Origin of the sequence: Pseudacidovorax sp., from assembly GCF_017991995.1 — a bacterium.
Lineage (GTDB): Bacteria > Pseudomonadota > Gammaproteobacteria > Burkholderiales > Burkholderiaceae_C > Xenophilus.
In genome coordinates this window covers 78253-90099 of record NZ_JAGOPN010000021.1, presented here as the reverse complement: position 1 = coordinate 90099, position 11847 = coordinate 78253, and the positions used below count along the sequence as shown (strand labels likewise).

The window sequence follows — 11847 nt, the reverse complement described above, 5'->3', positions numbered from 1 at the left end:
GGGCTTCAGGCGCCGTGCGCGGCGCGACGCCCGGTGTCCAGCGCCAGCAGGCGCGCGAGCAGGATCTCCACCTGGGCCGGCTTGGCGAAGTGGTCGTCGAAGCCGGCGGCCAGTGCCTTGTGCCGGTCGGCCTCGCGGCCATAGCCGGTGAGCGCGATCAGCGCCATGCGGGCGGTGGCGGGCTGGGCGCGCAGACGCGTGGCCAGCTCGTGCCCGCTCAGTCCCGGCAGCCCGATGTCCACGATGGCCCCCTCCGCCGGCTGCTCGGCCAGGGCGTCCAGGGCCGCCTCTGCCGAATACACCACGCGCACGCGGTGCCCTTCCAGCTCCAGCCAGCTGGCCAGCGAATCGGCCGCGTCCTGGTTGTCATCCACGACGAGCAGCGACAGGACCTGGCGCGGCAGCGCAGGGGGCGCGGTCGCCTCTGCCGCGGCTGCGGGCAGTGCGTGAAGGGGCAGGCGCAGCTCGAAGGTGCTGCCCCGCCCCACGCCCGCGCTGTGCACGGTGATGGCACCGCCGTGCAGCCCGGCCAGGCTCTGCGCAATCGCCAGGCCCAGCCCCAGGCCGCCCGCGGCCCGCTGCAGCGGCTGCTCGCCCTGCACGAAGCGTTCGAAGACGCGCGGCAACAGCTCGGGCGCGATGCCGATGCCCTCGTCGATGACCTGCAGCACCGCCTGCGGATGCGCAGCCGCCGTGTCCACCGCCAGCACCACGCGGATGGCCTTGCCCGCCTCGGTGAACTTGGCGGCGTTGTTCAGCAGGTTGCCGACCACCTGCGCCAGGCGCAGCGGGTCGCCATGGACCGGCACGGGCTCGGCGGGCAGCCTCACCACGGGCATCTCTGGGCGCTGCTGCAGCACGGGCAGCGTGAGCTCCAGGGCCCGCGCCACCACGTCGCGCAGGTCCAGCGTCTCGGGGCGCAGGACGATCTTGCCCGAGACGATGCGCGAGACGTCCAGTAGGTCGTCCACCATGCGGGACAGGTGGCGCACCTGCCGCTCGATGATCTGCCGCTCGCGCGGGAAGGCCTGCGGGTCGCGGCGCTGCACCAGCTGCAGCGCCAGCGCGATGGGCGCGAGCGGGTTGCGCAGCTCGTGGCCCAACATGGCCAGGAACTCGTCCTTGGCCTGGTTGGCGTCCTCGGCCTGCTTCTGCGCCGCGCGGGCCCGGGCGAACAGCCGCACGTTGTCCAGCGCCAGCGCGGCGCGCTGGGCCAGGTCGTTGATCAACGCGCCGTCCTCGGGCGTGAAGCGGCGGCCCGACTCGGCCTGCAGCACCGCCATCGCGCCGATGGTGCGGCCGCGCGCGACCAGCGGCACGATGCAGCCGGCCGTGACGCCGAAGGCCTGCACGAACTCCCGCAACTGCGGATCGAGCGCCTCGGGCATGCCCTCGTCCTCGATGTTGCGCAGGAAGCTGCGGCCGGTGGCCACGGCCCAGGGAAAGGCGCCGGGCGCATCCGCCGGCGCGGCGCGCGTCTCCACCAGGGCGGCGATGGCGGCCGTGCGCGCGGGGTCGAAGTGGTGCGTCAGCTTGCGCTGCAGCATGCCGTGTTCGTCCAGCAGGTCGATGCGGCAGAGGTCGCCCACCGAGGGCACGATCAGCGCGGCGATGGCGCGCAGCGTGGCCTCCTCCTCCAGCGACTGCGACAGCACCGCGCCGGCGCTGACCAGCCGGGCCAGCCGCTGCTGGGCCGCCTGCGCGGCCGTGCTGGCCGCGCGCTCGGCCTCCAGCAGCTGCTGGCGCTCGGCCTCGCTGCGCCGTCGCTGCAGCGAGGCCGCCGCCAGCGCGTCCGCCACGGCCTCCACCTCGGGCACACCGGAAGGCGCCATCGCAACCGGCTCGCCCCGGCCCAGCGCGTCGGCCTGCTGGCGCAGCCGGGCCATGGGGCCGGTGACGCCGCGCGAGATCCACCACGCGGCCAGCGCCCCGTAGGCCAGGGAGAAGAGCAGGCCGCCGAGGTAGGCGACATAGGTGCGGCGCAGCGGCGACTCGGCCAGGTCGGCCGATGCGCCCAGCACGACGAACCACGGCGCCGACTCCAGCCGGGCCACGGCGGTCTGCGAGCGCACGCCGTCCACGTTGGTCGAGCGGCCGACGCCGTCGGGCGCATCGCCCATCTCCGCCAGCAGGCGGCGCAGCGTGTCGCTCGGACCGCTGCCGCGCAAGCGGGCGTCGTCGATGTTGCGCGCCACGCGGCGCTCGCGCGAGTCGAAGACCGACACCGACCAGCCCTCGGGCACGCGCTGGCGGCCCAGCACGGCGGTGATGGCCTCCGGCCGCACGACCGCGGTCAGCACCTGGAGGGTCTGGCCGTCGCGGATCACGGGCACGCGCACCGCGAAGGCGAGTCGGCCTGCCGGCCCCGGCACCATGGCGCCGACGGCGGGCTGCCCGGTGCGCAGCACCCGCTGCAGGCTGTCGTCGTCGACCACGCGCCGCAGCGCGCCCGAGACGCCGCCATCGGTGTTGAAAAGCAGGCGCCCGTCCGGCGCCGCGAGCACCAGCGCCAGCCACTCGGGATGCGAGCGCCGCACGGCGGTGGCCAGCCGCGTCGCCTGGGTCAGGCCGGCGCCGGCCTGGGTGCCCAGCGGCTCGGTCAGCGCGAGGGCGTCGAGGGCGGCGATGGTCAGGCGCAGTTCGCTGTCCACCGCGGTGGCGACGGCGCGGGCCACGCCCAGGGTGCTGGCCCGGTGCTGGTCCTGCTGGCTTTCGGCCAGCGCGTACAGCGCCAGGCCGCAGACGATGGCCAGCGGAAGGATGGCCATCGATGCGATCAGCATCAGCCGGCCCTGCATCGTGATGATGCGCATGCGTCTCCTCGGGGGGGTGGGGCCGGCCGCCGGCGGGCGTGGCCGCGCGATTGTGCAGCAGCCCCCGGGCCGCCGTGTGCCGGGGTCATCCCGGCGCAGCCAGTGCGGCGAACTCCTCGTCCAGCAGTTGCATGAAGACCTGGCCGAGCGTGGAGAGCGGCCGGTGCGTGTTGCTGGCGGCCAGCAACGGAAAGGCGGGCGCCTGGGGCACGGGCACCAGCACCAGGCGGCCCGGCGCGAAGCTGCGCGCCGACAGGTCGTCGACGAAGGCCACGCCGGCGCCGCTGGCCGCCATGGCACAGGCAGCATGGCCAGAGCGCACCTCCACCGCACGCCGCGGCACGATGTCGCGTTCGGCCAGCCAGCGGTCGATGACCTGGCTCTGGGGTGCCTCGGGGCTGTAGAGCACGAGCCGCTCGCGCAGCGCCGCATCGAAGTCGAAGACCGGTGCCGCCAGCAGGCAGTGCCCCGGCGCGAGGGCGCACATCAGGCGCCACTGGCCGATCTCGCGCAGGTCGAGCACGGGATGCTCCAGCGGCGCGGAGGAGACGGCGAGGTCCGCGTCCTCCGCCACCAGCAGCTTGACGATCTCGCGCGTGGGCAGCGCCTCGAAGCCGACCTGCGCATCCGGAAAGCGCGCGAGCAGCCGCGCCGTGGCGCGCGGCACCAGTTCCAGTGCCGTGTTGGCACTGGAGAGCACGCGCAGCGTCGCGTGGGCACCGAAGCGCAGGTGCTGCGCCACGTCCTGCACATGACGCACACCCCGGTAGACCTTGTCGACCTCCACCTGCAGCGCCCGCGCCTCCGGCGTGGCGAAGAGCCGGCCGTTGCGCCGCTCGAACAGGGCCACACCCAGCTGCACTTCCAGGTGGCGGACCAGCCGGCTCACGCCCGGCTGCGACACATGCAGCAGCCGGGCGGCGCCCGTGATCGAGCCGGCGCTCATCACGGCCCGGAAGACTTCGATCTGGCGCAGGTTCATGGCGAGGGGCCGAGGCCACGAAGGCCAGAACAGCAGAGATTCATCGACACCGCCAACCATAACAGCCAGGCATGCCCCGCCAAAGCCTTGGTATTGGGCGCCGGGGCCAGCGGTTCCTAGCATCGGTGCCACACCTTCCACGGAGACAACCATGCAACGAATGCTTCGCCGCCGCTGGCTGGCGGTGGCCGCCGCCACCGCCCTCGGCACCGCCGCCCTGACGCCCACGGCCTGGGCCCAGAGCTATCCCTCCAAGCCGATCACCCTGGTGGTCGGCTTCGCGCCCGGCGGGTCGGGCGACATCCTGGCCCGGCTCATGGGCGACGCGCTGGGCAAGGCGCTCGGCCAGACCGTGGTGGTGGACAACCGCCCCGGCGCGGGCGCCACCATCGCCACCAGCTACGTGGCCACCGCTCCGGCGGACGGCCACACGCTGCTGTTCGTGACCAGCGGCTTCCCGGGCAGCACCTCGCTCTACCCCAGGCTCAACTACGACACCGTCAAGACCTTCGCGCCGGTGGCCAAGGTCGGCGCCTCACCGGTCGTGGTGGTGGTGCCGGCCGCCTCGCCCTTCAAGGACTTCCGCGCCGTGCTCGACGCGGCACGCAAGTCGCCCGGCAAGCTCAACTACGCCGCGGGCGGCGGCGGGGCCACCACCACCAGCCTGGCCGCGGAGTTCCTCAAGAGCGACGCGAAGGTCGACATGCAGATGATTCCGTACAAGGGCTCCGGCCCGGCCCTCACGGCGCTGCTGGCGGGCGAGGTGGACCTGGGCTTCGACATCCCGTCCAGCGCCCTGCCCCACATCCAGACCGGCAAGCTGCGCGCGCTGGCCGTGACGACGGCGAAACGTTCGGCCGTGCTGCCCGAGGTGCCCACGGTGGCCGAGCTGGCGCTGCCCGGCTTCGAGGTGACCGGCTGGTTCGGCATCCTGGCCCCGGCCGCCACACCGCCGGCCATCGTGGACCGCCTGAACCGCGAGGTGAATGCCGCCCTCGCCCAGCCGGCGGTGCAGCAGCGCCTGCAGGCGCTGGGCGTGGAGCCGGGCGGCGGCACCAGCGCGGCCTTCGGCCAGTTGATCGCCACCGAGACGGTGCGCTACGGCGACGCCATCCGCCGCCTGGGGCTGCGCGCCGAATGACGAGCGCGGTGCACGCACGCGGCCTCGGCCATGAGCTGCAGGCCGACCTGGTGGTCGCGGGCGGCGGGCTGGGCGGCATCGCCGCCACCCTGGCCGCGCTGCGCCAGGGGCTGCGCGTGGTGCTGGTCGAAGAGCTCGACTGGCTCGGCGGCCAGCTCACCGCGCAGGGCGTGCCCTTCGACGAGCATCCATGGATCGAGCATGTCAGCGCATCGCTGAGCTACGCCCAGCTGCGCCAGGGCATCCGGGCCTATTACCGCGACCACCTGCCGCTCACGCCCGAGGCACGGCTGCATCCGCGGCTCAACCCGGGCCAGGGCAACGTCAGCACGCTCTGCCACGAGCCCTGGGTGGCCGTGCGGGTGATCGACGCGCTACTGGCGCCGCACGAGGCGGCCGGCCGCCTCGTCGTGCTACGTGAGCACCGCATCGATGCCGCCCAGGTGCAAGGCGACACGGTGCAGGCCCTGGAGGTCTTCGACCTGCGCGAAGGCCGCCGCCGCGTGCTGCAGGCCGGCATGTTCATCGACGCCACCGAAATCGGCGACCTGCTGCCGCTGGCCGGCGTCGAGCATGTGTTCGGCGCCGAGGCCCGCGCGCAGACCGGCGAGCCGCATGCGCTGGACGAGGCCGATCCGTACGACCAGCAGGCCATCACCTGGTGCCTGGCGGCCGAGCTTCGGCCCGGCGAGGACCACACCATCGAGCGCCCGCGCGACTACGACCGCCTGCGCACGCTGCAGCTGCCCTGCTGGCCCGGCCCGCAGCTGAGCTGGACCCTCAGCGACTTCGTGACCCACCAGCCGCGCGTGCGTCCCCTCTTCGTCGGCCCGACCGACGAAGAGGGCCTGTACGACCTGTGGCATGCGCGCCGCATCGCCTGGCGCGGGCACTTCGCGCCGGGCGCCTATGCCAGCGACATCACGCTGGCCAACTGGCCGCAGATGGACTACTGGGAGCAGCCGTTGGTGGGCGTGGACCGCACGGCGCAGCAGCAGGCCCTGCAGGCCGCGCGCGAACTGAGCCTGGCCTTCTTCTACTGGATGCAGACCGAGGCGCCGCGCCACGACGGCGGCGAAGGCTACCCGGAGCTGCGCCTGCGCGGCGACGTGCTGGGCACGGCCGACGGCCTGGCCAAGCAGGCCTACTACCGCGAAGGCCGCCGCATCGCGGCGGAGTTCACCGTGCTGGAGCAGCACATCGGCGTGCAGGCGCGGCCCGGCCACGACGGTGCCGAGCCCTTCGCGGACAGCGTGGGCCTGGGCGGCTACCGCATCGACCTGCACCCGAGCACACGCGGGCGCAACACGGTGGACATCGACGCCTACCCCTTCCAGATTCCGCTGGGCGCACTGCTGCCGGTGCGGGTGGACAACCTGCTGCCGGCCTGCAAGAACATCGGCACCACGCGCGTGACCAACGGCGCCTACCGCGAGCACCAGACCGAATGGAGCATCGGCGAGGCCGCCGGCCTGCTCGCCGCCTTCGCGCTGCAGCGCGGCACCCTGCCACGGGCCGTGCGCAGCACGCCGAGCCTGCTGGCGGACTTCCAGCGCCTGTTGCAGCGCCAGGGCGTGATGCTGGCCTGGCCGCGCTTCGGCGCACTCACGCCGACGCTGCGCACCGGCTACCAGACGGCGCGCTGAAGGACGCAAGTTCACCACAGGGCATCAACGCTCCAACCGCCGCCCAGGACGCGGTAGAGCCGCACCTGCATCTGCAGCATGGCCTGGTGCAGGACCGCGGCCTCGTCCTCGGCCGAGAAGAGAGTGCGCTGCGCGTCCAGCAAGGCCAGCGCGTCGTCGGCCCCCGCGCGCCATCGCGCCTCGGCCAGGCGCTGTGCCTGGCGGGCCTCGGCCAGCGCAGCGGCCTGGGCCTCGCGCCGCGCGTGCAGCGCGGCCTGCGACTGCAGGGCCGCTTCGACCTCGGCAAAGGCCTGCACGACCGACTGCCGGTAGGCGACCAACCGCTCCTCCCGCACGGCCACCGCCTCGTCCCGTTCGGCCGCCAGGCGGCCGCCGCCGAGCAGGGGCGCCACCAGCCCCACCGCCAGCGCATAGGCGGGATCGCGCAGCAGCGTGCGCGACGAGGCGCTTTCGGCGCCCAGGCTGGCGGTCAGCGTCAGCCGGGGCCAGCGGGCGGCCTCCGCGGCCAGACGCTGCGCGTCGGCGGCAGCCAGCAGGGCGGCCGCGCGTGCGATGTCGGGCCGGCGCGCCAGCAGCCCTGCCGGCAGGCCGGTTGCCACGACGGGCGGCGCCAGCTGCGCCAGGCGGCTTCGGGGCGTCCAGCTTGGATCAGGCTGGGCCGTGAGGATCGTCAGCGTGGCACGGACCTCTCCCACCCGCTGGCGCAGCGCCTGCACCTGCGCGCGCTGCGCCTGCACCAGGCCGCGCTGGCGGCTGGCCTCCAAGGCCGTGGCCGTGCCCGCCCGCCTGCGCACCTCGGTCAGCGCCGCGATGCGCTCGGCCGCGGCCAGACTCGCTTCGCCGATGCGGATGCGCTCGGCCAGGCCGACCGCTTCGAGCCATGCCTCGGCCGCGGCGGCCGTCAGGGTCAGGCGCAGCGCCTGCGCATCGAGCGCGCTGGCCTGGACGGCGGCCTGCGCCCCATCCCGCTCGGCGCCGAGGCGGCCCCACAGGTCCCATTCCCAGGCGGCATCCAGACTCAGCGCATGGCGCGGATCGGCAGCGGCGGCCTGGCCCCCGAACGCGCCCTGGCGACGGACCTGGGCCTGGGCCTCCAGGACCGGCCAGCGCCCCGCCTCGGCCTGCCGTGCCCGGGCCTGCACCTGACGCAGCCGCGCTGCCGCGGCGGCCAGGTCGAGGGAGCCGGACTGCACGCGCAGCACCAGCGCATCGAGTTCGGCGCTGCCGAAGCGCCGCCACCAGCCGTCCCCGGCCGGCTCGGCGGCATCGGCCACCGCGGATGGCGGCAGGGGAACGGACCACTGCGCCGGCAGGGGCGGTGCCGAGGCCGGCGCGGCCGGCAGCCGCGGCATGGCGCAGCCGGCCAGCAGCCCCACCAGCACCGCCATCGCGAATCCGCGCACGGCGGCGCCGCGGGTCGTCGGGATGTCGTGCCGCATGCTCAATCTCCCGCCAGGGCCACGACCGGGTCCAGGCGCGACGCCGAACGCGCCGGCGCCCAGCCGAAGACCAGCCCGGTCGCCAGCGCACAGGCGAACGCGCCGGCCATCGCGCGGACCGAGAACACCACCGGCACGCCGCTGGCGACCAGCACGGCGCCGGTGATGCCGCCGGCCAGCACGCCGGCCACACCGCCCGTCAGCGTCAGCAGCACCGCCTCGGTCAGGAACTGCCGCTGCACGTCGCGCTGGCGGGCGCCGACGGCCATGCGGATGCCGATCTCACGCAGCCGCTCGCGCACCGTCATCAGCATCACGTTCATCACGCCGATGCCGCCCACCACCAGCGAGACGGCGGCGATGAGGCCCAGCATCATCGTCATGCTGCGGCGCGTCTGGGCCTCGGCCTGCAGGCGCGCCGCGGCGTTGCTGATCTCGAAATCGGCGCGGCCGTGGCGCGCCAGCAGCAGGCGGCGGATGGCCGCTTCGGCCGGCGCCACCTGCCGCGGCGAGGCGGCGGCGACGACCGTGTAGTCGGGCTGCGTCTGCACGCGGTAGACGCGCGCCCGGCCCGCGCGGTAGGGAATGAAGACCATGTCGTCGTAGCTTTGCGCGCCGGACTCCGCGCCCCGCTCGGCCAGCGTGCCGATGACCTCGAAGGGCGAATCGCCGATCAGCAGTTGCCGGCCCCGCGGGTCCGGATCGCCGGGGAAGAAATGCGCCTTCGCCCGATGGCCCAGCACCACCAGGGGCGTGAGCGCACGGTCTTCGGCCTCGGTATAGAAGCGGCCCTGCGCCAGCGGCCACTGGTGCACCCGGGGCATGAACCATTCGGCCGCGAACACGTAGACCTGCCGCTCCAGCCGGCCGCGGCGCACCGGGATCGGGTCGCCGATGACGGGCATGACATGGGCCACGTCCGGCAGGCCGGCGATGGCCGAGAGGTCCTCGTCGGTGATGCGGCCCGGCGGCCCCCCTTCGGCCGGCGCGCTGCCGCCCAGGTACATGATGGTGGTGCCCAGGGTGCCCATCTGCTGCACCACGCGCTGGCGTGCCCCCTCCCCCACGGCCAGCATGACGATGACCGAGGCCACGCCGATCACGATGCCGAGCAGGGTGAGGCCGGTGCGCAGGCGGTTGCGGCCCATGCCGCGCCAGGCGGCGCGCGCGGCCTCGCCCAGGTCGGCATGCCAGGCCCGGGCCGGCCCGGGCGAGCCGGGCGGCATCGGTGCGGTAGCGGCCTGCGTGCCACCTGCCGCGGCCGATGCGGCCGACGTCGACGATGCCGCGCCCGGCCCCGGGCCATCGGCCACGATGCGGCCGTCCCGGATCTCCACCACGCGGTGCGCCTGCTCGGCCACGCCGCGGTCGTGGGTGATCAGCACGATGGTGTGGCCCTCGTCCGCGAGCTGGTGCAGGAGTGCCATCACCTCGGCGCCGCTGGCGCTGTCGAGCGCACCCGTGGGCTCGTCGGCCAGCAGCACGCGACCGCCGTTCATCAGCGCCCGGGCGATGGCCACGCGCTGCTGCTGGCCGCCCGAGAGCTGGTGCGGCCGGTGCTCGGTCTTGTCCGCCAGGCCCAGGCGCGCGAGCAGGGCCCGCGCCCGGTCGGCGCGCGCTGGCGGCGCCAGGCCGGCGTACAGGGCCGGCAGCTCCACGTTCTCGCGCGCCGTCTCGCTGGCGATCAGGTGATAGCCCTGGAAGACGAAGCCGAAGGCCTCGCGGCGCAGCCGGGCCAGCGCGTCCGGGTCCAGCGAGGCGACGTCGCGCCCCTCGAAGCGGTAGTGGCCGGCGCTGGGCCGGTCCAGGCCGCCCAGCAGGTTCATCAGCGTGGACTTGCCCGAGCCGGACTGGCCCACGATGGCCACGAATTCCCCCGCGCGGATCTCCAGGTCGATGCCATGCAGCACCTCCGTCTCGGGCTGGCCGCTGCTGCTGCCGCCGCCGTAGCGCTTGCGCACGCCGGCCAGCGCGATCAGCGGCGGCGCAGGGGCCGGCCCCGCGCTCACCATTGCAGCCACGCGGGCCACCGGGGCACCTGCGTCTCGCCGACGATCAACTGCTCGCCTTCGGCCAGGCCCCGCGTCACCTCGGCCAGGTGGCGGCTGCGCACGCCCAGCTGCACCTCACGGACCTGGGCGCCGGTGCGTGCATCCAGCACCCGCACCTGGGTGCGCCCGGGCTGGCCGGGCACCGGCTGCAGCGCCGACAGCGGCACGGCCACGGCCTGCGGCGCCTGCGCCACGCGCAGGCCCACCTGGGCGGTCATCTGCGGCAGCAGCGCGCCGTCGGCGTTGTCCACGTCGAAGAGCACGGTATAGGTCACGGCCTTGGTGGCGGCGGGCGCCGCGGCGGCATCGGCGCCCTTCTCGGCCAGCGGCGGAGCGGGCAGCACCTGCCGCACGCGGCTGTGCCAGCGCCGGGGTTGCGCCTGGTCCTCGCCACCCAGCGTGGTGAAGCTGGCCGGCATGCCGGCGCGCACGCGGCCGATGTCGGCCTCGGAGACCTCGGTCCACACGGTCATGGTGGCCAGGTCGGCGAGGCGCAGCACACGCGGCGTCTGGTAGGTGGCGTTGAGGGTCTGCCCCTCGCGCGCCTCGACGCCGATCACCGTGCCGTCCATGGGCGCATAGATGCGGGTGTAGCCCAGGCGGGCTTCGTCGGCGCGCTGGGTGGCGCGGGTCTGGGCGATCTGGGCGCGCCACTGGTCCAGGCGGGCGCTGCGCACGGCCAGCTCGGCCCGGGCCGCCTGCACGTCCTCGCCGCGCGTGGCGCCGTCGGCATCCAGCCGCAGCTGCCGCGCGGCCTGGTCGCGGGCCCGCTGCCATTGCGCTTCTTCCTCGGCCAGCTGCGCACGCAGGGCCTGCAATTGGGCACGGCCGGCATCGACCACGGCCTGCTGCACGCTGGGGTCGATCTCCACCAGCAACTGGCCCTGGCGCACGGTGTCGCCGGCCGCCACGTGCAGGCGGCGGATCTGCCCCGAGACCTGCGCCCCCACGTCCACGAAGCGGCGCGGCTGCAGGGTGCCGATGGCGGTCACGCTGGCCTCCACGTCATGGCGGCGCACGGTCTCGGTCTGGTGCTGCACGGCGGGCTGCGCCATCCATGCCGCCAGGCCCGCGCCTGCGGCCAGCACCACGGCGGCCATGATCCAGCGCCGCTTCATGGAGACGTCACCTCGAAACTCAGCGTGGCGCTGTGGCGCACCTCGGAATAGTCGCGCCCCTCGAAGCGGACCTTGCCGCCATCCACGCTCGCTGTCACGGACAGCACATAGAGCCCGGGAAAGGGCGTGCTCAGCGTCACCAAGCCGTCCGCTTCGGGGCGCAGCAAGCGCTGCCAGCCGGCATCCGTCTGCACCTCGACCTGGGTGGCCGCCACGGGGCGGCCCTTCCACATCAGGCGGAAGCGCCGGCCCTCGGGCTCGGTCGGCACCAGCTCCAGGTCATTGACGGGCAACGTCTCCCTCCGGCCCAGGCGGGCCTGATGGTGGACCAGCACGCGCTGCCCTTCGGTCTCGACCGCGGTCAGGCGCAGGTCGCCGGCCGCCGCGTTGCCGCGTGCGATGAGGCCGTCGGGCCCGGGCACGTGCGTCGCATCCGCACCGGGCGCGGCCAGCGCCTGCAGCGGTGGCAGGGCAAGGGCGGGCTGGTCGGGCGGACCGGCGCGAAGGCGCGCGCCCTGGGCGGTGGGCTGCAGCCAGAGCGACTCGGCCAACGCCGGGGTGGCCGCCACCGAGAGCAACCCGGCGCCTGCGGCCAGCAGCGCCGCGTGCATCAACGGCGAGACGGCGCTCACTGCACGAACCCCGGCCGGACTGGCA

8 protein-coding genes are annotated in these 11847 nt (G+C 74.6%); 2 read left to right on the top strand and 6 right to left on the bottom strand.

Annotation, left to right across the window (positions count from 1 at the left end):
• Positions 1 to 5 precede the first annotated feature (5 nt).
• Positions 6 to 2813 (bottom strand): ATP-binding protein, encoded by a 2808-nt coding sequence (locus KBC94_RS24175; protein ID WP_294376346.1) that lies wholly within the window; start codon positions 2811 to 2813, stop codon positions 6 to 8.
• A gap of 85 nt (positions 2814 to 2898) precedes the next feature.
• Positions 2899 to 3795: a LysR family transcriptional regulator gene (locus tag KBC94_RS24170; RefSeq protein ID WP_294376342.1), complete on the bottom strand. Its 897-nt coding sequence runs from the start codon at positions 3793 to 3795 to the stop codon at positions 2899 to 2901.
• A gap of 151 nt (positions 3796 to 3946) precedes the next feature.
• On the opposite strand from KBC94_RS24170, the gene KBC94_RS24165 reads away from it, so the two are divergent.
• Positions 3947 to 4936, top strand: coding sequence for a tripartite tricarboxylate transporter substrate binding protein (locus tag KBC94_RS24165; RefSeq protein ID WP_234195532.1), 990 nt, complete (start codon positions 3947 to 3949; stop codon positions 4934 to 4936).
• Positions 4933 to 6582: an FAD-dependent oxidoreductase gene (locus tag KBC94_RS24160; RefSeq protein WP_294376339.1), complete on the top strand. Its 1650-nt coding sequence runs from the start codon at positions 4933 to 4935 to the stop codon at positions 6580 to 6582. The genes KBC94_RS24165 and KBC94_RS24160 overlap by 4 nt, the downstream gene beginning before the upstream one ends.
• An 11-nt stretch (positions 6583 to 6593) precedes the next feature.
• Here KBC94_RS24160 and KBC94_RS24155 read toward each other — a convergent pair whose 3' ends face one another.
• Genes KBC94_RS24155 through KBC94_RS24140 form a run of 4 tightly spaced genes read right to left on the bottom strand, consistent with a single transcriptional unit; the run spans position 6594 to position 11822 of the window.
• Entirely contained in the window at positions 6594 to 8021 is a 1428-nt protein-coding gene (locus tag KBC94_RS24155) for an efflux transporter outer membrane subunit (RefSeq protein ID WP_294376336.1), read from the bottom strand.
• 2 nt (positions 8022 to 8023) lie between these two features.
• Positions 8024 to 10033: an ABC transporter permease gene (locus KBC94_RS24150; RefSeq protein ID WP_294376471.1), complete on the bottom strand. Its 2010-nt coding sequence runs from the start codon at positions 10031 to 10033 to the stop codon at positions 8024 to 8026.
• A complete protein-coding gene (locus KBC94_RS24145; protein ID WP_294376334.1) occupies positions 10027 to 11190 on the bottom strand; it encodes an efflux RND transporter periplasmic adaptor subunit in 1164 nt (387 codons plus the stop codon). Before KBC94_RS24145 ends, KBC94_RS24150 begins: the two co-directional genes overlap by 7 nt.
• Positions 11187 to 11822 (bottom strand): hypothetical protein, encoded by a 636-nt coding sequence (locus KBC94_RS24140; RefSeq protein ID WP_294376332.1) that lies wholly within the window; start codon positions 11820 to 11822, stop codon positions 11187 to 11189. The genes KBC94_RS24145 and KBC94_RS24140 overlap by 4 nt, the downstream gene beginning before the upstream one ends.
• Positions 11823 to 11847: the final 25 nt, after the last annotated feature.

What these genes read in the sequence shown, in the direction of transcription:
- KBC94_RS24145 (WP_294376334.1), bottom strand. Translation starts at nt 11,190, where the DNA reads ATGAAGCGGCGCTGGATCATGGCCGCCGTGGTGCTGGCCGCAGGCGCG.
- KBC94_RS24155 (WP_294376336.1), bottom strand. Translation starts at nt 8,021, where the DNA reads ATGCGGCACGACATCCCGACGACCCGCGGCGCCGCCGTGCGCGGATTC.
- KBC94_RS24150 (WP_294376471.1), bottom strand. Translation starts at nt 10,033, where the DNA reads ATGGTGAGCGCGGGGCCGGCCCCTGCGCCGCCGCTGATCGCGCTGGCC.
- KBC94_RS24170 (WP_294376342.1), bottom strand. Translation starts at nt 3,795, where the DNA reads ATGAACCTGCGCCAGATCGAAGTCTTCCGGGCCGTGATGAGCGCCGGC.
- KBC94_RS24175 (WP_294376346.1), bottom strand. Translation starts at nt 2,813, where the DNA reads ATGCGCATCATCACGATGCAGGGCCGGCTGATGCTGATCGCATCGATG.
- KBC94_RS24165 (WP_234195532.1), top strand. Translation starts at nt 3,947, where the DNA reads ATGCAACGAATGCTTCGCCGCCGCTGGCTGGCGGTGGCCGCCGCCACC.
- KBC94_RS24160 (WP_294376339.1), top strand. Translation starts at nt 4,933, where the DNA reads ATGACGAGCGCGGTGCACGCACGCGGCCTCGGCCATGAGCTGCAGGCC.